Here is a 23448-nt window from a genome sequence, read left to right as displayed (position 1 = left end):
ATGTCCGCAAAAAATCGGGAGGGACTATGACCATGAAACCGAACAACCATCGCCATTGGGAAGCATCGCGCATCGTGTTGGCCGCCTTGGGCCTGACTGTGCTTGCCCCAGTGGCGCAGGCGCAGGAAGCCGCCCCAGTCCCGGCCGCCGAGATCATCGTGACCGGATCGCGCATCGCCAAGGCAGGCTTTAACGCGCCCACCCCCACCTCGGTCATCGGGCGGGATCTGATTCAGGCCAAGGGCCAGACATCCACCACTGAAATCCTCAACAGCCTGCCCTCGGTCCGTGCCAGCGCCAGTATCGCCAATGCCACCCCGGCCCAGCGCGCGGGCAGCCAGAATGTCGATCTGCGCGGGCTTGGCACGGTGCGCACGCTGCTGCTGGTCGATTCCCAACGCGCCGTGCCGACCACGCAAACCGGCGTGTCCGATCTCAGCCTGATCCCATCGCTGATGATCGACCGGGTGGAGGTCGTCACGGGCGGTGCCTCGGCGGGCTATGGCTCGGACGCGGTGGCGGGCGTGGTCAACCTCATCCTGAAAAAGCAGATGAAGGGGATCGAAGGCGAAATCTCCAAGGGCATCACCGCCTATGGCGACCGCGCGGAGACCAAGCTGGGCCTGATCGCGGGCACGGATTATGCGCAAGGGCGCGGCCATTTCGTGATCGGCGGCGAATATCACAATATCGGCGAGATCTATGATGCCCGCAGCCGCCCATGGGGGCAAAACGCCTATGCCGTCTATTCCAATCCCTGCGCCGGGGCGGCGGGCACGGCGGTTGCGGCCAGCCTTGGTTGCGCGGGCAATGTCGCCAATGGCCTGCCCCAGCGGATCATCTCGCCCAACGTCTATTTCTCGAACTATACGCAAGGCGGCCTGATCACGGCGGTGGGCGGGGCGACCCCGGCCTCGCTGCGCGGCACCGGTTTTGGCACGGGCGGCACGCCCTACAGCTTTCCCTTCGGCGGCCTGACCACGACCTCGCAAACGCTGACCAATGGCGCGATCAATGCGCTCAACCTTGCCGACAATATTGCGCTGTCCCAGCCCATCGAGCGCTATAACGTGATGGCGCGCACCGAATTTGAGGTCAGCGATGGCCTGAAACTCTGGGCCTCGGCGCTCTATGCGGCCAGCAGCAACACCACGCGCTCCTTCCCCCAACGCTCGCTGCCGCTGACCATTCGCGGCGATAATGGCTTTTTGCGCACGGTGCCCGCGCTGGCCTCCATCGCGGCACAAATTCCGGCGGTGTCGACCAACACTTTCTCGCTGGGGCGCGAATGGGATGACATCGGCCCCTCCGGCTTTGCCATCAGTTCGGGCAAGAACGAGACGTATAATTTCGTGGGCGGCCTGACCGGCAAGATCGGCAAGACATGGTCATGGGAAGTGACCGGCCAAACCGGGCGCAATGTCTATAACCAGTCCAGCCCCTATCAATTGGTCCGCTCGCGCTTCAACAATGCCGTCGACAGCGTGGTTTCGGGCGGCCAGGTAGTGTGCCGGATCAATGCCGACGCGATCACCACCAATGATGATCCCTCCTGCGTGCCCATCAATCCTTTCGGCAGCGGCTCTCCCTCGGCGGCGGCCACGGCCTATGCCACCGGCACGGCCACCTTCCGTCAGGTGGTCAGCCAGACCACCGTCAACGGGCTGGTGCGGGGCGATGTTGTGCAGCTTCCGGCGGGCGCGCTGTCCGTGGCGGCGGGCGCGGAATATCGCACCACCAGCGTCAACCAGACCGTCGATGCCACCTCGGCGGCCAATGGTTACATCAACGCCACCACCAACCAGCAGCCGCTGGCCGGATCGTATAACGTCAAGGAGGTGTTCGGCGAAATTCAGGCGCCGGTGTTCAAGAACAGCTTTCTTGGCAAAGGACTGGATTTGAACGGGGCGGTGCGCCGCACCGATTACAGCACCAGCGGGCCTGTCACGACCTGGAAAGTGGGCGGGGTCTATCGCCTGATCGACGGGATCTCCTTCCGCGCCACACGGTCGCGCGACATTCGCGCGCCCAACATCAGCGAATTGTTCTCGGGCGCCGTGGGCGGCAATCCTTCGGGGCTGAGCAATCCGTTTCTGGGCGGGACGGGCATCGGGCTGGGCGTGACCTCGGTGACATCGGGCAACCCGGCGCTGAAACCCGAAGTCGCCAACACCGAAACCATCGGCCTTGTGCTGAAGCCGCGCATCATTCCGGGGCTGGCTTTCTCGGTCGATTATTTCAACATCGACGTGCGCGGGGTGATCGGCACGCAAACCAGCCAGAACATCATCAATGGCTGCTACAGCGGCAATCAGGCCCTATGCGGCCTGCTGACCTTTGGCAGCGACGGCAAGTCGATCACCAATATCGCCATCAAACAGCTCAACCTGTCGCGCTGGGCGTTCCGGGGGCTGGATTTCGAACTGTCCTATGGTTTCAACCTTGGCGGCGGACGGGTGACGCTCTCGGCGCTGGCCAGCAAGACGATCCACACGATCATCGACGATGCGATCAACGGCCCGATCGACTATGCCGGCGCCATCGACGGCGGCGCGGTGGGCACCTATGGCCTGAGCCGCCCCAAATGGAACGGCAGCCTCTACATGGGCTATCGCAAAGGCCCGGTGGGTGTCGGCGCCGAGGTCCGCTATATCGGCGAGGGCGTTTACAGCGTGCTGGCGGTCGAAGGGGTCAGCGCCACGCCACGGCCGGGCATCGGCTTTACCATCAACAACAACCATGTTCCGGCGGTGGCCTATCTCAACCTCAACGCCTCGGTCGATGTGGTCAATGACGGACGGCGCAAGCTGCAGTTCTTCGGCGTGGTCAACAATGTGTTCGACAAGGCACCGCCGCTGTTCCCGGTCAGCGCCAGCCCGACCAATCCGACCATCTATGACACGGCGGGTCGGGCCTTCCGGGTCGGGGTGCGCTTCAAATATTGATGGGAGACGAGATGATGATGCTTTCCCTTTTGCTGGCCGCCACCACGGTTGCCCCGCCGGTGGGCGATAATGCGCAGACCTACCAACTCGCACCGGGGGTGGAGAGCCGATACCGGCTCTTCGTGCCCGAGAACTGGAAACCGGGGGATCACTGGCCCTTGGTGGTGATGCTGCATGGCGGCGGGGCGACGGAGAATGGGCCGTTCGACCGCGATCCGGCCTTTCGTCCGCGCCTGTTCGATGCGGCGCGGGCACATCACTTTATCCTGCTCTCGCCGCGCGGGCACAAGGGCGGATGGGGCGCCCAGTTGCTGGTGAAAGGGGGCGGCACCGGCCTGCCCCCGCGCGGCACCTATCGCTGGCCCGCGCCGGGCGCGCTGACCGGGCCGCCGCCCGATATCGCGCCCAAAAGCGTGCAGGATGTGGCATTGGCGCAGCAGGATGTGTTTGCCACCATTGCGCGGGTCAGGGCCGCCTATGGCACATTGCCCCATCCCTATCTGATGGGCAATTCGATGGGCGGACAGGGCACGCTGCATCTGGCGCAGGATCAGCCCAGGACATGGTGCGCGATTTCCCCCAGCGACGGGCCTTTCGATCCGTCATCCTATCCCTACGCCCGCGCCAAGGGCACGCGGGCCGCGCTGTTCGTCCATGGCGACAAGGATAATGTGGCGCCCATCGAAAGCATGGTCGCCATGGCCAGCGGGTTTGAACAGGCGGGCATTCCCACCCGCCTGATGGTGATACCGGGCGGCGGGCACAGCGATTCATGGCATCGCGCCATGCCTGCGGTCTTTGATTTCTTTGCCCGCAACCCCTGTGACGGCAAGTGATAGCTTGGCGGACGGCACCTGATGGCGCCGCCCGCCCTCGTTCAGACCCCCGCCAGAGCGGACGCATCCACCCACGATCCATGCAGCCCGTTGCGCATACGGAACGGCACATGTATCCGCGCAACCGGCCCCGCCGCGATGTTCAGCGCCTCAAGGATGACAAGGTCGGAATAATTGGTGACCTGATTGTCCACAAGCGCCAACAGATAGCCATCGCCCTCGGCGGCATCCTTGTGGCGGGGGACGAATTGCGGCTCCTGAATCAGCGATTGCGGCCCGCAATGCCAGGTACTTTCCTCGCCCGTCACGCGGTTGAAATGGCCGATCCGGTTCATCCGAAAACCCGAAGCGCGAACCCCCTCGCCCTCGAACGGCATATCCGGGTCCATCACCAGCATCCAGCCATGCGTATAGGGCTGGCCCAGATAGCGATCGTCGATCTTGGGGAATTCGGCGATCAGGTCGGACACGCGCTCGAACTGTTCGAATTCATCGGAATTGGACGCCATATCTACCACCCAGCGGTGCAGGAAAGGCCGCGCCGCCACCGGATCGAAGGGCGCATCGTTGATGTCGGGGAAGAAGGGGAACGCATTGCCTTCGGATTGCGGAATGTCGAAAGTGATCCGCGTGCCCTCATTATAGGCATTCATTACATGGCTGGCGAAAACCGTCCGGGGCGCTTTGAAATAGCGCATATCCTCCGCCCGCCCCCCGCGCGGCAGCACCGCCAGATAGACCGGCAGCGAGGTGTCGAACCCGAAATGCGGCTTGTTGGCGCGCAGCCGGTCCCAATTCGAGGTGATCGGGCAGAGGTGAAAGATCGCATAGTCGCGCGTCACCGCGAAATCATGCATCATGCAATAATAGGGCACCTCGAAGAAGGTCTCGAACAGGAGATCGCCATCGGGGCTGATTTCCATATAGGACACATCGCGCGTCAACAGGCCGGTGGCGGCATAGCCGAAATTGCACATATTGCCGCTCAACGGGTCGATCTTGGGGTGCGCGGAAAAGGTCTGATTGCGCATCTTGCCCGCAAAATTGCCATAGCCCTGTGTCTCCAAGGTCACAGGGTCCATCAGCAGCGGCGGGCTGTCCTCTTTCAAGGCATAGAGCCTGCCCGCATGGACGATGGGGGTGGTGTTGGCGGTGCCCCGGATCATGCCCTTGACGCTGTCATCATCGGTCAGCGGGTTGCGATAGGCACCGAACAGCGCGTGCCCAGCCTTGCGCTCGGCCTTGAGCTTGTCGGTCATGGCATAGCGCTGTTTCAGATCGACACGGCCATGGCGAAAGGTGAATTGCGATATCAGCCCATCGCCGTTGAAAAACTGGTCATTCTCAAAGATCGGTTCGAACTGGGCATCGGGCTGGACGCGGTAGAATATGCCGTTGAGTTCGGGCGGCACCGTTCCTTCCACCTCAAGGTCGATCAGATCGCCCTCCAGCCGTAAGGGCCTCAGCGAATAGCGGAAATTCCTGGTGTCGGGAAATCTGGCCATGGTTCTGGCTCCTCTCGCGGGCCGCTGAAATTGCGGCCCATGAATGGTACTTACCAGATGGAATTTCGCGTAAAATGGACTAAACCGGGCAGACAATGGTACTTTTCGCAAGGGCAATGACAAAGATCGACACGCCCCATTCTCTGGCCCCGATGCAGGAACCCGGCGCGCGCGCGGATCTGTGGATCGAGGAGATGCGCGCGCCCGACGGCCCAACGGCCAGCATCGGGCCTCATAGCCACCGCGATCTGTTGCAGCTGATCGTGGCCACGGGCGGCTCCTGTCTTGTCGATCTGGACGGCGTCCGGAGTGAGGTGGCGGCCCCCTGCCTGATCGCCATTCCGGGCGGCACGATGCATGGCTTTGACATCGGGCCGGGGGCACAGGGCTGGAACGTGCTGATCCGTCATGATCGCGTGCTGGAGGTGGTGATGAACCTGCGCGTGGGGGTGGCGTCCTTGCTGGCCGCGCCATGCGTGATGGATCTTGGCGATCAGGTGCAGGACCTCTCCGCGCTGCTGACGCTGTTGATGAAGGAGAGCCGGGGGGAGCGCGATGGGCAGGCGCTGTGCCTTGATGCGCTGCTGCGCCTGTTGCTGGTCCATCTGGCCCGCTTGATGGAAAAGCGCGCCGCCGATCCGCGCGGCCATGGCGATCACGCGCTGTTTCTCGAATTTCGCGCGCTGGTCGAGCGGCGCTTTACCCGCACCCGCCAGATTGCCGATTATGCCGCCGCGCTCAACACCACTCCGGCGCGGCTCAATGCGCTGTGCCGCCGCTATGCCCATCGCAACGCCAAGCAGGTGGTGATGGACCGCCTGATCGACGAGGCACGCCGCCGCCTGCTGTTTTCGGGCGAGAATGCGGCGGATATTGCGCTCTCGCTGGGTTTTTCCGAACCGTCCTATTTCGTGCGCATGTTCCGCAAGCGGACCGGCGCCACGCCGGGCCGGTTCCGCCTGCCATCCGAAACAACTTAACGGGGTCCGGCGACCGGCCCGTCCGCCCCACCGCTCCAGCCCGTGCCGGACTTGTAAACATTGGCGTTGAGGAACACGCCCTGCACCCGGATGATCTTGCCATGGCGGATCTTGAAGGCCTGACCCAACAGGTTCTCGTTGGGAAACTGGGTGCTTTCCATGAAGGAGGTGAAGGCGCCGTTATAGGTCACGCCTTTGACATCGCCCCGGCGGCGGAAATTCCATTGGCCGAACACGATCTGGCGCTCGACATCAATCACCGGAAAGCGGGCATTGTTATAGCTGGTGATGAAGCCATAGATCCCGGTGTCGAGCTGCTTCGCGCATCCCATGCCCAGCGTCGATGCGACAAGGCGGATCCAAGGCACCGGCGATTGCGCATTGGGGCCAGGCTGGGGAGGATGGTCATTGGCGGTCTGCGCCATCACCCCGCCATTTTCCAGCCGGACGCAGGTGTCGGGATCGAACGGCGCCTTGCTGCCATCACCCGCCGCCACGGCGGCCAGATAGCTTTGCGCCACCGCCGCCAGTTGCGCGCGGGTGAGCCGGGTGGCCGCCGGTTCAGGCGCCTCCCACAGCGGCTCGGGGGGCACCATGCGTTCGGCATTGGCGGCGCCGCGATTGACCACGGTTTCGATCTCGGAAATTCTGCCGCCCACGATTTTCAGGCGCAGGGACATCAGCCCCGCTTTGCCGTTTTCGACGAAATCGAGATGAGCCGCCACCTGCCCCGCCGCGACATCGACATAGTCATAACGATAGCGCTGCCCAACCGCACTCACCCCGGTCCACAGCCCCTCGCCCAGCGGGATGGCGACGCCGTTCTCGGTAAAACGCGAGGCCTTGGCCAGCGGCAGCGCGGCAGGCCGGTGATGGGCCAGCGCATCGACATAGGAGGTGATGAAACCCGACAGACAGGCCCGGTCGCAGGCCGGCTTTTGCGCTATGGCGGGAGCGCCGCCCGAAGATGCCACCAGCGCGGCAAGCGTTGCGATCATGCGGTAATGCAAGGGTTCTCTCCTCCGGTCTTACGGCCATCATGCGGCTCTTGTCCCCTGTGTGAGGGCAAGCGGGCGCCCCCGTCCAGCCTCAAGCTCGCCTGTTCCCTGATGGAGAATTTGCGCGTTCCTTCGTGGCAAGGTGGCGGCGGGCAATCTGGGCAAAGCTGTCGGCCGCAACACAGGGGAACGAACGCAAGTGGTCCACAGCATGATCTACGCAGCAGCAAAGGACCCGAGACGGCTTGCCTTGGCGCCCAAAACGATAAATGGCTCTGTCATGCGCCATTCCTCCTCCTCTTCGCGCCTGTCCGGGCTGGTCGGTTTCCACTTGCGGCGGGTTTCCGCCCAGTCGCAGGTCGAATTGGAGGAAGTGCTGGCCGATCTCGATCTGCGCACGATCCATTATGCCGTGATGGCCGCGATCGAAACCAGTCCGGGCGGCAGGCAGCGCGAAATCGCCGGGGAAGCCAAAATCCGCCCCGGCAATCTGGTCCCGCTGCTCGATCAACTGGAAAAGCGCGGGTTTGTGCGGCGCGCGGTGGATGAGGCGGATCGCCGCTCGGTACGATTTTCGCTGACCGCGGCGGGACAGACGATGCTGGACGCCATCCACGACCGGGTGCTGGGGCATGAGGACCGCTTTTTCGCCGCGCTGGAAGAGGGGGAGCAGGCCGCTCTGATCGCGCTGCTGCGCCGGATTGAGACGCCGTGACACAGGCCCCGGATCGACGGCGTGTCTTGGGGATGATGGGCGCAGGAGGACTGGCCATGACGATGAATTCCACCGCTTCGGCGCTGACCGGCGAGCCGGTTGCGCAGACCGCCAGCGGCAAGGTGATGGGCGCAAGGCTCGGTAATGTGCTGGCCTTTCGCGGCATTCCCTATGCGCAAGCCGCGCGTTTCGAAAGGCCGCGCGCGGTCGCGCCATGGACGGGGGTGCGCGAGGCGCTGGCCTTCGGACCGATCTCGCCGCAGGTAAATCCGCGCGCGGGCGGACCCTCGCCGCTTATCATCACCCGCCTGCCCCGCCCCGCCAATGCGCCGCCGCCCGCCCCAGCGCGTGAGGATGAGGCGTGCCAGATGCTCAACATCTGGACCAGCGGGCTGCGTGATGGGCACAAAAGGCCGGTGATGGTCTGGCTGCATGGCGGGTTCTTTGCGGTGGGGTCGGGCGCGTCGGGCGATGGCGCGGCACTGGCGCGGCGCGGCGATGTGGTGGTGGTCAGCCTCAACCATCGGCTCAATGTGCTGGGCTTTGCCCATCTCGACGATCTGCCGGGCGGCGATTTTTCCGGCACCGGCAGTCTGGGCATGCTCGATATTGTCGCGGCGCTCGATTGGATCCGCGAGAATATCGAGGATTTCGGCGGCGATCCCTCGCGCATCATGGTGTTCGGCCAGTCCGGCGGCGGGATGAAGACGAGCTGGCTGCTGGCCTCGCCCGCCGCGAAAGGGCGCCTGCATCGCGCCGCAGTGCAAAGCGGGCCGGGCCTGCGCATGATGGAGCGCGACCGCGCCGCAGCGGTTACAGATCAGTTGCTCCATGCCCTGTCGCTGCGCCCGCAGGAGGCGAGCGAGTTGCGCCATTTGCCGCTCGACCGGTTGATGAGCGCCTATTTCACGGTGGCCGCCGCCAATCCGGCGCGGGGGTTTACCGATCTGGCCTGTTTCGCGCCGGTCCTCGATCCCGATCTTTTGCCCGCCCAGCCCTTTTCCCCCGCCGCGCCCGAACAGGCCCGCGATGTGCCCCTGCTGATCGGCTGGAACGCGCAGGAGATGAGTTTCTTCATGGGCAATGACGAGGCCGGTTTCGCGCTCGACGAAGCCGGGCTGGCCGCCCGCGCCGCCGCCTATCTGGGGCCGAATGCCCATGATCTGCTGGCCATCTATCGCGCCCGCTATCCCGATACTTCGCCCGCGCGGCGCTATATACAGTCCTTTTCCGATCAGCAGGTGATGGCCCCCACCCTGCTGATGGCGGATCGCAAGGCCGCGCAAAACGGCGCGCCCGTGTTCGCCTATCGCTTCGACTGGCAAAGTCCGGCGTTGGAGGGCAAGCTGGGCGCGCTGCACACGCTGGAGGCGCCATTCGTCTTTGATACGGTGGACGCGCAAATGGCGCTGACCGGCGGGACGGCGGAAGCGCGCCTTCTGGCCCGGCGGATGAGCAGCGCATGGGTGGAATTTGCCGCCACGGGGCGCCCCGCCGCCGATGGCCTGCCGACATGGCAGCCCTATGACGGCGAGCGCCGGATCATGGCGCTCAACCATCAGAGCGCTTTGCTCACCGATCCCGAAGCCGATATTCGCGAGAAACTGGCCCGCCGTCAGCCATAGGGATGCGCCATGCGAAACGCGGTGTCATCCAGATGCGCGGTCGCCGCAAGCCCGCGCATCCCCTTAGGCGGCTGCCAGCCCGAGGTCTGGCCGGTGGCGTCGAAATAGACCTGTTCATGATAGGTCGCGCCCACCAGTGTGACGGCGCGCGCCTGCACCGGCGCGGATAACCGGGGGCCGAGCGCCAGCAACGCCCCGGTGCGCAGCAGGCCCCTGCGAGTGATCTCGATCATCACGCGCCCCCCAGACCAAGCTGGTGATCGCCGAACCAGCGGCCATGCACCTGCACGTTGGAGCGGAAAGGCAGGATGATGCGCGCCACCGCCCCGGCGGCCAGATCGCGGGTGTCGGCGATGATCATCTCGGAGCGATTTTCCGCGTAATTGTTCGCCACCCCGATCAGCCAGCCATCGCCTTCGGGCGCATCGGACGAGCGGGGGATGAATTCGGGTTCCTGCAAACTATGCACCGGGCCTGCGAAGAAGGAGCGCCATGTGCCGTCCTTCAGGTCGAACATGCCGTAAGAATTGGTGATCCGCCCATTGGCCTGCCCCGCGCGGGCGGCATCGAAGGGCTTGCTCTCATCCCGAAACGGCGCAAAGCCATAGCGATTGTCGCGCCCGGCATAGCGATCGTCGATCCGCGCCAGATCGACCACCGGCAGGCCAGGCACGATGATCTCCTCGGCATAGCTGTCGTCCTTGGAGGCAAGATCGAAGGTCATCCGCCGGATCATCGCGCGGCCCTTGGCCGGGTCCCATTTCGCGCCGTCCTGTGCGGGGAAGAAGGGGAAGGGATTGCCCTCGAAGGTGGGCGCTTCAAGGATCACCTTGTCGCCCACCGTGCGCGCATTGAACGTATGGACGATGGCGCGCGCCGGTCCCTTGAACCAGCGGATGTCGCGGGCGGAGCCATAGCGGGGCATGATGCCGATATAGGTTGGCCGCGCCCCGTCCCATTTCCAGTGGGTCTGGCCCGCCTGCAACTGCGCCATGCTGGTGCAATAGGGAAAGACCGGGAAGATCACATGGCTCTCGGTGACGGCCCAATCGTGGATCATGCTGACATAGGGGACTTTGAGGCGCACCTCGTGCTTCACCCGCCCCTTGGCGTCGATCACATAATAGAACAGATCGTCGCTCGCCAGCCCGGTCGCCTCGAAACCATAGGTCAGCAGATCGCCGTTGCGCGGGTCGATCTTGGGATGGGCGGTGAAGGTCTGGCTTTTATAGCCGCCATGGAAATCCCATAGGCCCTGCGTCTCCAGCGTCACCGGGTCCACCGCATAGGGTCGGCTGTCTTCCTTGAGCACCAGCAATTTGCCCGCATGGGCCAGAACCGCCGTGTTCATCACCGTGTTCAGCCACGGTTTGTCGATGTTCTGAAAACCCGGCTCATTGTCGAAAGGGTTGCGGTAATAGCCGTAAAGCTGACGCCCGGCCTTGTGGCAATTGAGGAAGCGCGGCGTTTTGACCCAGCGGCCCTTATAGCTGGCGCGGCCATCCTTGATGCGGAACATACTGATATAGCCGTCCTGATTGAAGGGCGCGTCATCGGCATGTTTGGGCGGATAGTTCCAGTCGCTGCCCACGCGGACAAAGGCGCCGTTCAGGCCGGGGGGGATGGTGCCCTCCACCTCGCAATCGAACACGTCGGCCTCAAAGCGCTGGGGTGCAAAGAAGCCGCGCATTGCCGGCATGCCGCTGTAATCTACCATGCTCTTTCCCGTCACCCTTCCATATTTGCGGGTCATTCTAGCCCCCGGCGGACGGGCTGGGCTTTCTTGGCAGGGAACCGGGCAGTTTTCCCTTGGCGAACAGGACAGGAGGGGCTTGCGCCTGCATATTAGTTCTGTCACATAACTAATATGCAGGCGCTCAGACGTCGCACCAAAAACATGACCAGTCGGCGGGGAGAGAACCATGGCCGCAAGCAAGCATTTTTCCACCTCCGGCCTGCCTCAGGCCGAAGCCGCCGAGCTATGGGCCAACCACTGGCGCGCAACGGTGCCGCTGCGCGTGCGCAGCCTTGGCGAGGCGGGACTGCGCGCCGATCTGCACATGCGCGCGCTTTCCTCGCTCTCGCTGGGGCGCATCGCAGTCAGCGCGCATGCGATCGAGCGCGAAGGCGCCGCGCCGCATGACGAGGCGGGCGATATGTTGAAATTCGTCGTGCAGGTGTCGGGGCATACGGTGGTCGAACAAAATGGCCAGCAGGTGATGCTTCAGCCCGGACAATGGCTGCTCTATGACATGGCGCGCTTCTATCGCCTGACCAACGAGGGGCCGACCGAGCAATTCGCCCTGATGGTGCCGCGCCGGGCCTATGCGGGCCTTGCCGACAGCGCCCGCCGCCTCGCGATGCGTCCGCGCCCGGTGGACGGCGTGGTCAAGCTGCTCCAGCGCTGTACGCAGGGCGTCCTTGAGGATCTGGACGAGGGCGGGAATGCCGTTCTGGATGGCGATCTGGGCGGCACGATGGTCGATCTTCTGCGCCTCGCCCTTGGCGGATGCGAGGATGCGATGGAGCGCACATCGATGCAGGACACGATGCGCGAGCGGGTGCTGGCCTATATCCGCCACAATTATCGCGATCCCGATCTCTCGCTCGATGGCGTGGCGCAGGCAATGCGCTGCACCAAGCGCTATTTGCACAAGCTGTTCTGCGCCGATCAGACGATCAGCGAATGTATCTGGGCGATGCGGGTGCGGCGCTGCGGCGATGAGCTGGCCTCGCCCGCCTTTGCCGCGCGCTCGATCACCGAGATCGCCTTTGCCAACGGTTTCAGCAATTCGGCCCATTTCAGCCGGGTTTTCAAGGCCCATTACGGCGCCAGCCCCAGAGCCTTCCGCGCCGCCCGTGCCGCCTGAGCATAGGCCGCCGGTTCGCTCTGGGCAAAGACGGGGCGGGGCCGGGCTGTTTAATTTCGGCAGGCATAATCAGACCGGGAGAAGACCATGGGCTTGAAACGATCGCTTGCTGTGCTGCTGGGCCTGTGGTCATCCGCTCCGGCGTTGGCGGCGACATCGCCCGCTTGCGACAAGACCTGTCTGGAGCAGGTCGCCGCCACCTATCGCGCGGCCTATCTGGCGCATGACCCCAAACGCGCGCCGCTGGCCGCCGGGGTTCGTTTTTCCGAAAACAATGTGGAAATGGCGCTGCCCGATGGCACATGGAGCACGGTGGCCCGCGAAATCGGCCCCGCGCTGACCGTGTCCGATCCTGTGGCGGGTCAGGTGGGCATCTATACTTCGATCCAGCAGAATGATGTTCAGGGGTTTCTGGCGATCCGCCTCAAGGTGCGCGGGCGCAAGATCACCGAGGTCGAACATATCATCTCGACCAAACGCAACCTGTCCGCCCCGCCCACCCCCATCGGCCCGGTCGAGACATTCGTGCATAATCCCGATCTGGCCCTGCCCGTGCCCCCCGGCGAGAGGATGGGGCGGCGCGCGATGGTGGCGCTGGCCGATGGCTATTTCACCACGCTGGAAAACAACGATGGCGCGATCCGCAACACGCGCTTTGCGCCCGACGCCAAGCGGTATGAAAACGGCATGGAATTTCCCGAAATCGAGAAGAACTTCCGCGCCGGACGCTATCGCTTCAACGAAAGGGTGCGCGACCGGGAATATTTCCTGATCGACGAGGCGCGCGGGATCGTCATGTCGCGCGCCTTTATCGACCACAAGGGCGTGCTGGACGCGTTTGAACTGACCGACGGCACCAAGACCCGCTCGATCTTCCGCGAGCCGCAAAGCTGGAGCGTGCTGGAACTGTTCAAGATCAAGGGCGGCCAGATCACCGCCATCGAGGCGACCTTCATTCAGGTGCCCTATTACATGCGTTCGCCATGGACGCCCAAGCCGGATCGGCGCAAAGGCGGCCTGAGCGTGCCGCCGCCCATGCCCGCCACATCCGCGCCGGCCTCGACCAACCCGCCGCTGTAATGTCGAGGGCATCCCCCATGGATGCCCTCGAAGCCAAGGTTCAATCCAAAGCCAGATCGCCCGCCGAAGCCCATGTGCCATGCACCTGAAACGCATTGCGGAAGGGCAGGATCACCCGCGCGCATTCCACCATCGCCATCGCGTCGAGAATGACGATCTCGCTGCGCCGCTCGATCAGATTATGCGCGGTGCCGATGATCCAGCCCTCGCCCTCGGGCGCATCGGGCGCGCGGGGGATATGGACCGGTTCCTGCAACACGCATTCCGGGCCGCCGAACCATGCCGCCTGCTCGCCGGTTTCCACATCGAAACGGCCATAGCAATTGACCGGACGCAGGCGCGGGTCCTCGGGCAGGACGCCGTCGAACGGGCGATCGGGATCGACATATTGCACCCAGATATAGCGGTGCCGCCGCGCGATATAGCGGTCATCGATGCGGGTGAAGCTGGTAACGTCGCGGGGGAACAGTTCCTGTTCCTGCGCCTGCGCATTATGGCTGCGCATATCCAGCGTGATCCGGCGGATGGTGAACAGGTTCATGTCGAAAGCCCCGCCATCGACATCCTCGAACCATGGCCATGTGTTGCCCGATGCCATGGGGGCATCCATGGTGATCAGCGGGCCATCGTTCCATGCATTGGCGGTATGGACGATCGAGCGCTCGGGGCCGTTGAAGACGCGGGCGTCCTCGGCCCGGCCCCCGCGCGGCACGACCAGATGATAGGAGGGCAATTTGCTGTCCCACGCCCAATGCTGACGCCCCTGCTGCAGGCGCTCGATGCTGGTGACGGTGCCGCCACCCGGAATAATGACGTAATCCTTCGTCAGCGCCATATCGTGCAGCATCGAGGAATAGGGCACCTGCACATCCACCCGCCAGGTGATGTTGCCCGCCCGGTCAAAGCTGGCAATATGCACGTCCGTCGTGGCCAGCCCTTTGGATTCAAAGCCATAGGCAATGGTTTCGCCGGTTGCCGGGTCATATTTGGGATGAGCGCTGAAGGTCTGGCTGTGCCACGCCCCGGCAAAATCGCTCTCGCCCAGCGTGTCGAGCGTGTTGGGGTCGATCTCATAGGGCAGCCCCTCCTCCTTGGTGGCATAGAGCCGCCCGGCCAGCACCACCGGCGTGGTGTTGGCCGCCGTGCGCCGATGGGGATGATCGACATCGCGCACCGAAGGATCATCTGTATAGGGATTGCGATAATAGCCATAGAGCTGGCGCCCCGCGGCGATCTGGCGCTGGTATCTGTCGGTTTTGACATAGCGCCCGCGATAATCGACCCGCCCATCGCGAAAGCGCAACCGGCTGATGTAACCATCGGCCGACAGGCTCGCCTCATCGGCAAAGGCGGGCGGATAGAGCCAGTCGCCATGCATCCGATAGAAGGCGCCATCCAGTTCGGGCGGGATAGTGCCGGTGACAACGCAATCGCGCAGCTCGGCCTCAAAACGAACCGGGGCGAAAAAGCCCTTCAGGCTCTGACTTGCTGAAAAATCGACCATCTGGTCCTCTCCTGTCATCAGAAACTGCGCTTGACCGACAGCGACCATTCGCGCGGCGGGGCCGGATTGCCGGTGACGGTGCTGTTCGATCCGCGATTGTCGAAGACGGTGTTGTAATAGACCTTGTTGGTCAGATTGCTGAGTGCCGCCGTCACCGACCATCCGCGCGCCGCCGAACGCCATGTCAGGCTGGCATTGACCAGCGTGCGTCCGGGCACGACATTATAGGCCGTGTTGGTGGGCTGGGCATAAAACGCATCGACATGCGAGAGATCGACGCGCGGCGTCAGCGTGCCCGCCGCCCCCAGCGCGCCTTCATATTGCGCGCCAAGACTGTATTGCCAGCGCGGCGTGAACGGCCCGCGCATATCCAGGCTGACGCCCGAGGCGATGGCCGCGCTGCTGAGCGCGGTATAGCGGAAATCGAGATAGGCGAGCGAGGCCTCCACAGTCAGGCCTTTCGCCAGACGCAGGGTGGTTTCGGCCTCCACACCCTTCACATCGGCCTTGCCCGCATTGACCGGCAGCGCGCAAGGCGCCGCTGGCGCGCCCGCCAGCGGGCAGGCGGAGACGATCACCAGAATATTGTCATATTTGTTGTAGAAACCCGACAGATTGAAACGCAACCGCCGGTCAAACAGATCAGCCTTCAGACCAAGCTCATAGGCGGTCAGCGTTTCCGAACCGAAGGGCAGCGCCTGTTGCGGGAAGAAGGCGCGCGGATTGACCCCGCCCTCGCGGAAACCGGTCGAGACCTGCGCATAGGTCATCAAGGCGGGGGACCAGCGATATTGCAGGGCCAGGCGATAGTCCCAATGATCGCCCTCGTGGCGCCCGACAATGCCATCGAGCGAACGCACCCGAGGATCGGCCAGCCCGCCATAAATGCTGCCCGGAATGCCGAGGCGGCCATAGGTCACGGTCTTGTCGCCCTGCGTATAGCGCAACCCGCCTACCACATTGAGCGCCCCGCTAGCCTGCCAGTCGAGGTTGAGGAAACCGGCGCGCGTGTGCTGGGTGATCCGGTCATCCTCGATGAACTGAAGCGAGGGAATATCGACGCGCTGGCGCGTGCGCGCCTGATATTCCAGATAAAACCCGCCCAGCGTGTAATTGAGCGACCCCAGCACCCGCCCCGACAGGCGCAGTTCCTGACTGAATTGCGAGAGGCGGTTATAATTATCGATCAGCGCCGTATCCACCGGCGTGCCTTCGTCGAAAATATAGCGGGCGACATAGCCGCGCGCCGCCGTGATCGACTTGAACGCCATATTCTCGCCCAGCCGGTAGTCCAGCATCAGCGATCCGCCCCCTCCATTGACCGTGCTGCGATCCGCCACCGTATAGGGCGCGGTGCCATCACGCGGCGCCGGGTTGGTATAGGTGGCATAATTCACATAGGGGCTGTTGGTGAAAGAGTCCTGCGCAAAGGCGCCATAGGGCGAGGAGGTGATAAACGGCGAGCCGGTGGCATTGCCCAGCGCCACGCCGCCGATCTGATAGGCCGACGTCGCATTGGGCACGCCCGGAACCCCCGCCGCAGTGCCCACGAACAGCAAGGTGCTGGGCGCGGCCTCGCTGTTGTCATTGGTGTAATCGGCGCTCAGATTGACTTCGAGCCGGTCGCTGCCCATCCAGCGCAGCGCGCCGCGCACCGCCTGATAGGCCTTGCCTCCCTGCGTGCCCAATTTGCACCCGGTGCCCGCCGTCTGGAACGAGGGCACCGTGGTGCCCGGATGGGTGCAGGCATAGTCATAGCGCGTGACATAGCCATCCTTGCGCACACCCGTTGCCGAAATGCGCGCCATCAGCTTGTCGGGCACCAGCGCGAAATCCAGCGCCCCGCGTGCCTCGATGCGGTTGAAGCTGCCGCCCGTAACCTGCAAAAAGCCGCTGCTATCGCCGCGCGGCTTGCGTGAATAGAGCTTGACCGAACCGCCGATCGAATTCTGCCCCGAGAGCGTGCCCTGCGGCCCGCGCAGCACCTCCACCCGGTCGAGATCCATCAGATCCAGCAGCGATCCGGTCAACGTGGAATAATAGACATCATCGACATACATGCCCACGCCCGGTTCAAAGGCATAGCTGGAATCATACTGTCCCACGCCGCGAATGAAGGCCTGAATCGAAGGGCCAAAGGTGGCCGCCGCCGGGCGCAGCGTGACATTGGGCGCCTGCGCGGCAATATCGGTGATCGAGACCTGACCGCGCGCCTCCAGCGTGGCGGCATTGATCGCGGTGATGGCCAGCGGCGTGTCCTGCAAGCGCTGTTCGCGAAATTGCGCGGTGACGACGATCTCGCCGGGCTGCGGGGCCGGGGCAGTCGCGGTCTGCGCCATAGCGCTGCTGCTGATCGCCATGGCGGCCACGCCCGACAGCATACCCAATCTGCATGCATTCATCCTGATCTCTCCCCTTTCAGGTGGCGCAGGCTTGTTGCCCTGGCGCTCGATGCGGGAGTGGTATTTAATTTAGTTTATAATGTAAAGTATCAAAATGCATCGACAGGCGCCCCGCGCCGAGGCATAGTGCCGACAGAGCGAGAGCCTTATGGGGAGAATTTTGAGTGGCCAGAAAGGCGCAGTCGACCAGCACCAACACCATTGCGCAGTCGCGTTCGAGCGCGATGCAGGATGCCGCCGCCGACATCGACACGCTGATCCGTCCCGAGCCCAACCCGATCGAGGTGGGCCCGCTGACGCAATATCTGGGCTATTATCTGCGCCGCCTCTATGAGGCCTATCGCCGCCATTTCCTCAAGGTCGCGGGCGAATTCGACTTTGGCCCGCGCGAGGTGGGCGCGGTCTTTGTGATCGGTCTCAACCCCGGCCTGACGCCCTCGCAACTGCGCGAGGCGCTGGCGATGGACGGCGCACAGATCACCGCCCTGCTCAACACATTCGAGCGTCGCGGTTATATCGAAAGGCGCGTCTCCCCCACCGATGGCCGCTCGCGCCATGTCTTTCTGACCGTGGATGGCGGGGCCTTGCTGGCGCGGCTCAAGGAAGTGGTCGGCTGGTTCGACGAAAGCTTTAGCCAGGGCGTATTGAGTGAGGAAGAAATGGCGGAATTGCTGCGTTTACTGACCAAACTGCACGCCGCCACCTCCACCCTCAACGCTGCTGACTGACGGTCAGGGGCGCATCAGTTCGGGCGGGCGCCGCCGTGCAATTTTGGCGCCGCTCTGGCCGGGAAAGGCCGCCAGACTGGGCCCCGACCAATCGCGAATCAGCCTTTCGGCAAAGCGCCAGCGGCCATCGCAACGCACCACGATATCATCATAGCGCCCGGCAAAACGCAGATGATAGGGCGGCTCACCCTTGTTGTCGGTCACAAAGCAGAACGAGCGGACGCTGGCCCGCTCCCCCTCGCCTTCGATCAGAATTTGGCTGACATGATGCTGGCGGCCGGGAAAACTGGGGCGCGAGAAAAAGAATTCCGCCATCGCGCGAATGCCCGCCTCGCCTCCCCAGATATCGGGCTCCTCGAAGGCATCCTCGCACAGGATCGCATCGGGGGTGAAGCAGGCGACAAAGCCCTCAACATCGCCCGAATCAAACGTCCACGCATAGCGCGCCAGCAATTCCTGAATGTCGAGACGATCCTCCACACTCAGTCCGCATTTCTGTGTCATCAGCATCCTCCATTTGACTTGATTTAGTTTTTAAATCATATTACCTATCGTCAGGCAAGGGCGCCAACCAACAATAAGGCGCCAACACAGGGGAGAAAAAGCGATGCCCACCGCGCTGCGGGCAAGCGGTAAAACGGACAGGCCTGCCCCATTGGCGGAGCGTGAACGCGATGGCATCAGCGCCCTGATGCGGGCCGTCATATGGCCGCTGGCGGGGCTCACCTTCGTCAATGCCATCGACCGCGCCAATCTCAGCTTTGCCGCCCACGCCATGGAACAGGACATCCACCTGTCGCCCACCAGCTTCGGCACGGCGGTCGGCGCGTTTTTTCTGGCCTATCTGCTGTTTCAATATCCCCATGCCGCCTTGCTGCGCCGGTTCGGCATCCGCCGCTGGCTGTTATGCACGGTCAGCCTGTGGGGCGTGGCGGGGCTGGCCATGTCGCGCGTCAACTCGCTGCCCGAATTGCTGACGGCGCGCTTTCTGCTGGGCGTGGCCGAGGCCGGTTTTGCGCCGGGCGTGACATGGTACATCAATCGCTGGTTCCCCCAGCAAGCGCGTGCGCGGGCCATGGCGGTGGTGTTATCGGCGGTGCCCGCCTCGATGGTGCTGGGCGGGCCGATCTGCGGGCTGATATTGGACGCGCCGCATCCGGCGGGCCTGTCGCCATGGCGCTGGATGTTCGTGCTGCAGGCCCTGCCGAATTTCGTGCTGGGGCTGCTGGCCTATGCCTATTTCCGTGACGATGTGCGCGAAATGCCCGGCGTGCCCGCCGATACGCCGGTGGCCGAGGGTGGCCAGAATGCCGAACCGGCCAATCTCGGGACATTCGGCCCGATCCTGCGCGATGCCCGCGTTTGGCGCTGCGCCTTTGTCTGGCTGTTTGTGATGACCGGTTCCTACGCGCTGCTCTTCTGGCTGCCGCAACTGGTGCGCCAGATGATGCCCGGCGGCAGCGAAACGCTGATCGGTACGGTTTCGGCTTTGCCCCAGGCGGGGCTGATCGCGGGAATGCTGCTGGTCGGGCGTCACTCCGACCATACCGGCGAACGTCTGTGGCATATGGGTATTTCGGCGGTCATCGCCGGAGTTGCGCTGCTCATCGGCGCGTTCATGCCCATCGGCTGGGGCGCCATGGCGCTGCTGGTGCTGACGGGCGGCGCCATCGGCGCGGCGCAGGCGGTGTTCTGGGCAATCCCGGCGCACCTGGGCATCGGCCAGGGCCGCGTCTCGGTGCAGGCCATCGCGCTCATCTCCATGTTCGGCACGGGGGGGGGCATCCTTGGCCCGATGCTGATCGGGGTGATGAAACAGGCAACGGGAGGTTTTGCGGGCGCGCTGGCGGTGCTGGCGCTGATGCTGGTGGCGGGCGGTGTGCTGATCATGCCCCTGCGTTCCAAGGATAAAATTGCATGACACAGCCAATTTTCACGCCGCCGCTGGAATTTGCCTTTCGCATCCGGCTCGATTTTCCGCCCGGCGCGCGCAGCCGCTTTGCCCTGCCCGGCGGCACGCTGCGCGGCTATGTCCCCGTCATCGGCGGCACAGTCACCGGCCCCCGCCTGAACGGCACCGTCATCGCCCATAGCGGCGGCGACTGGCCGCTGATTCGGCCCGATGGCGTGATCGCTTTTGACGCGCGCTATCTGATCCATGCCGAGGATGGCACGCCCATTCAGGTGTTCAATCGCGGCTATGCCCATGCCCCCGCGCATATTCAGGCGCGGATCGAGGCGGGCGAGCCGATTGACCCGGCCGACAATTACTTCCGCATCTCGCCCGTGTTCGAGGCGCCCGGCGGCCCGCATGACTGGCTGACCCGCACCGTCTTTGCCGGGACCGGCGAAAAACACGCCGATCATTCCTTTTTCGATGTCTTCGCGGTCGGCTGACCGCAGGCTGTTTCAGGAGATTGAATCCATGCGCATCACCCGCGTCGAATGCATTCCCGTTCACACCCCCCTCAAACGCCCGATCATCATCGCCACCACCCATATCAACCGGCTGGAACAGGTGATCCTGAAAATCCACACCGACGATGGGCTTGTCGGCATTGCCGACAGCGGCGACACATCGGCCTTCTATCATGGCGAAACCCATCATTCGATCGCGGGCATCATCGCCTGCCAGATCGCCCCGCGCATCCTGATCGGCGAAGACCCGTTCAACATCGAAAAGATCGTGGGCCGCATGGATCTGATCGTGCGTGACAATTATCACGCCAAATCCATGGTCGATGCCGCGCTGCATGACATCAAGGGCAAGGCGCTGGGCGTGCCGGTCTATCAGTTGCTGGGCGGCAAGACGGTCGATGCGATCGACTGCGGCTATGTGCTGATGGCCGCCCCGGCGCAGCAATTGATCGACGAGGCGCGCAAGGCGCTGGCCAAGGGTTTCAAGGTCATCAAGGTCAAGCCCAGCATGGATTTTGACCAATCGGTGCAATCCATGATCAACATGCGCGCCGAACTTGGCCCCGAAGCGCGGCTGATGATCGATGTGAACGGCATGTGGACCTATGATATGGCCTATAAAGCGCTGCGGACGTGGGACCGCGCCGACGTCAATCTCGAACTGATCGAACAGCCCCTGCCCTATTGGGATATCGAGGGCATGGCGCGGTTGCGGGAAAAGGTGGGCACGCCGATCTGGGCCGATGAATCCGCCCGCGAGTTGCAGAACATCAAGGAAATCATCGACCGCCGCGCCGCCGATGGCCTGTTCATCAAGGTGCAGAAGGCGGGCGGCCTGCTCAAGGCGCAGCGCTGGCTGACGCTGGCGCGGCTGTCGGGCCTGCCGGTGATGTGCGGCTGTATGCCCGGCTCCAGCCTTGAGGCCGCGCCCACCGCGCATCTGCTGGTCGCCAACCAGTGGGCCTCGCAATATGTGCAGGAAAATTGCGGGCCGCTCTCGATCCACGATGCCTATGAACTCGATGACACGCCGCGCCTTGGCGAGGTGGCCTTCAATGGTCCCAACTATATCGACGGGCGGATGTATGCCCCCGAAAGGCCGGGTCTGGGCGCCGATCTGAACGAGGATTTCATCAAGGAATTCACCAGCACCGAGCTGGAAACCCGCATCATCACCTGAACGTATGGGTTTGATATTTCAGGATTACGGAGAAATCATGCGGATTATCAATCATTTTCTGGCGGTCGGCGATGCCCCGGCGCCTTCGCGCGTGGCCCAGGTCTTCAACCCCTCGACCGGGCAGGTTCAGGCCCATGTGGCGCTGGGCGATGCGGCGCTGCTGGACCGCGCCGTGGCGGCGGCACAGGCCGCGCAACCGGCATGGGCCGCCACCAACCCTCAGCGCCGCGCCCGCGTGATGTTCGAGTTCAAGCGGTTGGTCGAAGACAACATGCAGAGCCTGGCCGAACTGTTGGCCAGCGAACATGGCAAGGTGGTGGCCGATGCCAAGGGCGATATTCAACGCGGGCTGGAAGTCGTCGAATTCGCCTGCGGCATCCCCCATGCCCTGAAAGGAGAATATACGCAGGGCGCCGGACCGGGAATCGACGTGTTTTCCATGCGCCAGCCCATCGGCATTGGCGCCGGGATCACCCCCTTCAACTTTCCCGCCATGATCCCGATGTGGATGTTCGGCGTGGCCATCGCCTGCGGCAACGCCTTCATCCTCAAGCCTTCCGAGCGCAACCCTTCGGTGCCGGTCCGCTTGGCCGAACTGATGCTGGAGGCCGGCGCGCCCGAGGGCATTCTCCAAGTCGTACAGGGCGACAAGGAGATGGTGGACGCGATCCTCGACCACCCGGCGATTGGCGCGGTCAGCTTTGTCGGTGCGTCCGACATCGCCAATTACGTTTATCAAAGCGGCGCGGCGGCGGGCAAGCGCGTGCAGGCGATGGGGGGCGCGAAAAACCACGGTATCATCATGCCCGATGCCGACATGGACAGAGCCGTGGGCGACCTGATCGGCGCGGCCTTCGGATCGGCGGGCGAGCGGTGCATGGCGCTGCCCGTGGTGGTGCCGGTGGGGGAAGGCACAGCAGAAAGGCTGATCAACAAACTGATCCCGGAGATCCTGGCGCTCAATGTCGGGACCAGTCTCGATCCTGATGCGCATTATGGCCCTGTCGTTACCGCCCAGCATAAGGAGCGCGTAGAAGGCTGGATCACGCAATGCGAGGCGGAGGGCGGCCAAATCCTGATCGACGGTCGCAATTTCACGCCGCAGGGGCTGGAGGGCGGCTTCTATGTCGGCCCGACGCTGATCGACCACGTGACGCCAGAGATGGACAGCTATCACAACGAGATCTTCGGCCCGGTGCTGCAGATCGTGCGCGCGCCCGATTTCGAAACTGCCCTCTCGCTGCCCAGCAAGCATCAATATGGCAATGGCGTGGCGATCTTTACCCGCAATGGCCATGCCGCGCGCGAATTTGCCGCGCGGGTCAATGTCGGCATGGTGGGCATCAATGTGCCGATCCCGGTGCCCGTCGCCTATCACACCTTCGGCGGGTGGAAGCGCAGCGCCTTTGGCGACACCAACCAACATGGCATGGAAGGCGTCAGGTTCTGGACCAAAGTGAAAACCGTGACGGCCCGCTGGCCGGACAAATTAGAGCCGGATAGCAGCGACCGGGGTGGCAATGCCTTTGTCATTCCGACCATGGGTTAAGGTCAGGAGATGGAAACGGCCTGCAGGCTCCATCAGGATCGCGTCCCATGGCGTGGTGTAGCTGGGGTTGATCTCCGCGTTATCCGGCGTCAGCCAGGGCAGGTCATGTGCCG

General features: G+C 63.6%; 19 protein-coding genes. 12 read left to right on the top strand and 7 right to left on the bottom strand.

The annotated features are described in order from the left end of the window. Positions 1-26: 26 nt before the first annotated feature. Positions 27-2945, top strand: coding sequence for a TonB-dependent siderophore receptor (locus tag FHW96_RS20590; protein ID WP_172342463.1), 2919 nt, complete (start codon positions 27-29; stop codon positions 2943-2945). A gap of 11 nt (positions 2946-2956) precedes the next feature. Further along, complete coding sequence (locus FHW96_RS20585) at positions 2957-3781, top strand: hypothetical protein (protein ID WP_172342462.1); 825 nt, start codon at positions 2957-2959, stop codon at positions 3779-3781. 41 nt (positions 3782-3822) lie between these two features. Here the strand turns inward: FHW96_RS20585 and FHW96_RS20580 are convergent, their stop codons facing one another. Beyond that, positions 3823-5286, bottom strand: coding sequence for a carotenoid oxygenase family protein (locus FHW96_RS20580; RefSeq protein ID WP_172342461.1), 1464 nt, complete (start codon positions 5284-5286; stop codon positions 3823-3825). Between the two features lie 116 nt (positions 5287-5402). Between FHW96_RS20580 and FHW96_RS20575 the strand changes: the two genes are divergently transcribed. After that, on the top strand, positions 5403-6266 hold the full coding sequence (locus FHW96_RS20575; protein WP_172342460.1) for an AraC family transcriptional regulator: 864 nt from the start codon (positions 5403-5405) through the stop codon (positions 6264-6266). On the opposite strand, the gene FHW96_RS20570 is transcribed toward FHW96_RS20575, so the two are convergent. Continuing rightward, entirely contained in the window at positions 6263-7264 is a 1002-nt protein-coding gene (locus FHW96_RS20570; RefSeq protein ID WP_172342459.1) for a hypothetical protein, read from the bottom strand. The genes FHW96_RS20575 and FHW96_RS20570 overlap by 4 nt on opposite strands. 280 nt (positions 7265-7544) lie before the next feature. Here FHW96_RS20570 and FHW96_RS20565 point away from each other — a divergent pair, with 280 nt between their 5' ends. Beyond that, positions 7545-7979, top strand: a complete 435-nt coding sequence (locus FHW96_RS20565) for a MarR family winged helix-turn-helix transcriptional regulator (protein ID WP_172342458.1) — start codon at positions 7545-7547, stop codon at positions 7977-7979. A gap of 56 nt (positions 7980-8035) precedes the next feature. Further along, entirely contained in the window at positions 8036-9604 is a 1569-nt protein-coding gene (locus tag FHW96_RS20560) for a carboxylesterase/lipase family protein (protein WP_172342457.1), read from the top strand. On the opposite strand, the gene FHW96_RS20555 is transcribed toward FHW96_RS20560, so the two are convergent. Together FHW96_RS20555 and FHW96_RS20550 are read right to left on the bottom strand one after the other, a co-directional pair. Next, complete coding sequence (locus FHW96_RS20555; RefSeq protein ID WP_172342456.1) at positions 9595-9837, bottom strand: hypothetical protein; 243 nt, start codon at positions 9835-9837, stop codon at positions 9595-9597. The two genes, FHW96_RS20560 and FHW96_RS20555, sit on opposite strands and share 10 nt — an antisense overlap. Further along, positions 9837-11321, bottom strand: a complete 1485-nt coding sequence (locus FHW96_RS20550; RefSeq protein ID WP_253951118.1) for a carotenoid oxygenase family protein — start codon at positions 11319-11321, stop codon at positions 9837-9839. The genes FHW96_RS20555 and FHW96_RS20550 overlap by 1 nt, the downstream gene beginning before the upstream one ends. 205 nt (positions 11322-11526) lie before the next feature. On the opposite strand from FHW96_RS20550, the gene FHW96_RS20545 reads away from it, so the two are divergent. Both FHW96_RS20545 and FHW96_RS20540 read left to right on the top strand, forming a co-directional pair. Then, positions 11527-12474, top strand: a complete 948-nt coding sequence (locus FHW96_RS20545) for a helix-turn-helix domain-containing protein (RefSeq protein WP_172342455.1) — start codon at positions 11527-11529, stop codon at positions 12472-12474. A gap of 87 nt (positions 12475-12561) precedes the next feature. After that, positions 12562-13554, top strand: coding sequence for a hypothetical protein (locus FHW96_RS20540; RefSeq protein ID WP_216650990.1), 993 nt, complete (start codon positions 12562-12564; stop codon positions 13552-13554). 40 nt (positions 13555-13594) lie between these two features. Here FHW96_RS20540 and FHW96_RS20535 read toward each other — a convergent pair whose 3' ends face one another. Further along, positions 13595-15058 carry a carotenoid oxygenase family protein gene (locus FHW96_RS20535; protein ID WP_172342454.1) on the bottom strand — a complete coding sequence of 488 codons (1464 nt, stop codon included), beginning with the start codon at positions 15056-15058 and terminating at the stop codon, positions 13595-13597. Between the two features lie 17 nt (positions 15059-15075). Beyond that, positions 15076-17460 carry a TonB-dependent receptor gene (locus FHW96_RS20530; RefSeq protein ID WP_172342453.1) on the bottom strand — a complete coding sequence of 795 codons (2385 nt, stop codon included), beginning with the start codon at positions 17458-17460 and terminating at the stop codon, positions 15076-15078. Positions 17461-17624: 164 nt separating this feature from the next. On the opposite strand from FHW96_RS20530, the gene FHW96_RS20525 reads away from it, so the two are divergent. Then, entirely contained in the window at positions 17625-18188 is a 564-nt protein-coding gene (locus FHW96_RS20525) for a MarR family winged helix-turn-helix transcriptional regulator (RefSeq protein WP_172342452.1), read from the top strand. Positions 18189-18191: 3 nt separating this feature from the next. Here FHW96_RS20525 and FHW96_RS20520 read toward each other — a convergent pair whose 3' ends face one another. Then, a complete protein-coding gene (locus FHW96_RS20520; protein ID WP_172342451.1) occupies positions 18192-18692 on the bottom strand; it encodes a nuclear transport factor 2 family protein in 501 nt (166 codons plus the stop codon). 187 nt (positions 18693-18879) lie between these two features. On the opposite strand from FHW96_RS20520, the gene FHW96_RS20515 reads away from it, so the two are divergent. The 4 genes from FHW96_RS20515 to FHW96_RS20500 are packed head-to-tail and all read left to right on the top strand — an operon-like array spanning position 18880 to position 23335. Continuing rightward, the gene (locus FHW96_RS20515; RefSeq protein WP_172342450.1) at positions 18880-20109 is read left to right on the top strand and encodes an MFS transporter; all 1230 of its coding nucleotides are present in this window, start codon (positions 18880-18882) and stop codon (positions 20107-20109) included. Next, positions 20106-20585, top strand: a complete 480-nt coding sequence (locus FHW96_RS20510) for a DUF3237 family protein (protein WP_172342449.1) — start codon at positions 20106-20108, stop codon at positions 20583-20585. Before FHW96_RS20515 ends, FHW96_RS20510 begins: the two co-directional genes overlap by 4 nt. Before the next feature lie 28 nt (positions 20586-20613). Beyond that, positions 20614-21786, top strand: a complete 1173-nt coding sequence (locus tag FHW96_RS20505; protein ID WP_172342448.1) for a mandelate racemase/muconate lactonizing enzyme family protein — start codon at positions 20614-20616, stop codon at positions 21784-21786. Between the two features lie 37 nt (positions 21787-21823). After that, the gene (locus FHW96_RS20500) at positions 21824-23335 is read left to right on the top strand and encodes a CoA-acylating methylmalonate-semialdehyde dehydrogenase (protein ID WP_172342447.1); all 1512 of its coding nucleotides are present in this window, start codon (positions 21824-21826) and stop codon (positions 23333-23335) included. Positions 23336-23448 lie beyond the last annotated feature (113 nt).

Origin of the sequence: Novosphingobium sp. SG751A (assembly GCF_013149295.1) — a bacterium.
Classification (GTDB): Bacteria; Pseudomonadota; Alphaproteobacteria; order Sphingomonadales; family Sphingomonadaceae; genus Novosphingobium.
Note: the sequence above shows the minus strand (reverse complement) of the source record. Positions and strands in the feature narration are given on the sequence as shown.

Excerpts from the sequence above, each read along its gene's own strand:
- FHW96_RS20590 (WP_172342463.1), top strand. The coding sequence starts at position 27 with ATGACCATGAAACCGAACAACCATCGCCATTGGGAAGCATCGCGCATC.
- FHW96_RS20585 (WP_172342462.1), top strand. The coding sequence starts at position 2,957 with ATGATGATGCTTTCCCTTTTGCTGGCCGCCACCACGGTTGCCCCGCCG.
- FHW96_RS20580 (WP_172342461.1), bottom strand. The coding sequence starts at position 5,286 with ATGGCCAGATTTCCCGACACCAGGAATTTCCGCTATTCGCTGAGGCCC.
- FHW96_RS20575 (WP_172342460.1), top strand. The coding sequence starts at position 5,403 with ATGACAAAGATCGACACGCCCCATTCTCTGGCCCCGATGCAGGAACCC.
- FHW96_RS20570 (WP_172342459.1), bottom strand. The coding sequence starts at position 7,264 with ATGATCGCAACGCTTGCCGCGCTGGTGGCATCTTCGGGCGGCGCTCCC.
- FHW96_RS20565 (WP_172342458.1), top strand. The coding sequence starts at position 7,545 with ATGCGCCATTCCTCCTCCTCTTCGCGCCTGTCCGGGCTGGTCGGTTTC.
- FHW96_RS20560 (WP_172342457.1), top strand. The coding sequence starts at position 8,036 with ATGACGATGAATTCCACCGCTTCGGCGCTGACCGGCGAGCCGGTTGCG.
- FHW96_RS20555 (WP_172342456.1), bottom strand. The coding sequence starts at position 9,837 with ATGATCGAGATCACTCGCAGGGGCCTGCTGCGCACCGGGGCGTTGCTG.
- FHW96_RS20550 (WP_253951118.1), bottom strand. The coding sequence starts at position 11,321 with ATGGTAGATTACAGCGGCATGCCGGCAATGCGCGGCTTCTTTGCACCC.
- FHW96_RS20545 (WP_172342455.1), top strand. The coding sequence starts at position 11,527 with ATGGCCGCAAGCAAGCATTTTTCCACCTCCGGCCTGCCTCAGGCCGAA.
- FHW96_RS20540 (WP_216650990.1), top strand. The coding sequence starts at position 12,562 with ATGGGCTTGAAACGATCGCTTGCTGTGCTGCTGGGCCTGTGGTCATCC.
- FHW96_RS20535 (WP_172342454.1), bottom strand. The coding sequence starts at position 15,058 with ATGGTCGATTTTTCAGCAAGTCAGAGCCTGAAGGGCTTTTTCGCCCCG.
- FHW96_RS20530 (WP_172342453.1), bottom strand. The coding sequence starts at position 17,460 with ATGAATGCATGCAGATTGGGTATGCTGTCGGGCGTGGCCGCCATGGCG.
- FHW96_RS20520 (WP_172342451.1), bottom strand. The coding sequence starts at position 18,692 with ATGACACAGAAATGCGGACTGAGTGTGGAGGATCGTCTCGACATTCAG.
- FHW96_RS20515 (WP_172342450.1), top strand. The coding sequence starts at position 18,880 with ATGCGGGCCGTCATATGGCCGCTGGCGGGGCTCACCTTCGTCAATGCC.
- FHW96_RS20510 (WP_172342449.1), top strand. The coding sequence starts at position 20,106 with ATGACACAGCCAATTTTCACGCCGCCGCTGGAATTTGCCTTTCGCATC.
- FHW96_RS20505 (WP_172342448.1), top strand. The coding sequence starts at position 20,614 with ATGCGCATCACCCGCGTCGAATGCATTCCCGTTCACACCCCCCTCAAA.
- FHW96_RS20500 (WP_172342447.1), top strand. The coding sequence starts at position 21,824 with ATGCGGATTATCAATCATTTTCTGGCGGTCGGCGATGCCCCGGCGCCT.